This is a genomic window from Streptomyces chattanoogensis, from assembly GCF_001294335.1.
Lineage (GTDB): Bacteria > Actinomycetota > Actinomycetes > Streptomycetales > Streptomycetaceae > Streptomyces > Streptomyces chattanoogensis.
Genome location: NZ_LGKG01000102.1, coordinates 1 through 301 on the forward strand (window position 1 = coordinate 1; position 301 = coordinate 301).

The following is a 301-nucleotide window of genomic DNA, read 5'->3' on the forward strand; positions in this document are numbered from 1 at the left end:
TTACGGTGCCAGTACGCCGCATCCATGATGGACGTGTCCAGCCAGTCACCCGTCACCGTCGACATCAACGGCACACGGGACTCGCGAGGCTCGATCGAGGCCAGAACGTCCAGCAGCTCATCGTGGAGGACATCCACCTGCGCGGAGTGGGAGGCGTAATCCACGGCGATACGACGCGCACGGACATCGTCCGCCTCACACACAGCCATCAGCTCATCCAGCGCACCCGGCTCACCCGAAACCACCACCGAAGCAGGGCCGTTCACCGCGGCGACGGATATCGCCTCGCCCCAGGCAGCGA

The 301-nt window shown here is 65.1% G+C and carries 1 protein-coding gene; it reads right to left on the bottom strand.

All coding sequences use genetic code 11. The features are described from left to right. Positions 1 to 301 (bottom strand): acyltransferase domain-containing protein (locus tag ADL29_RS12815; RefSeq protein WP_157878478.1); only part of this gene is annotated, 301 nt, incomplete at both ends.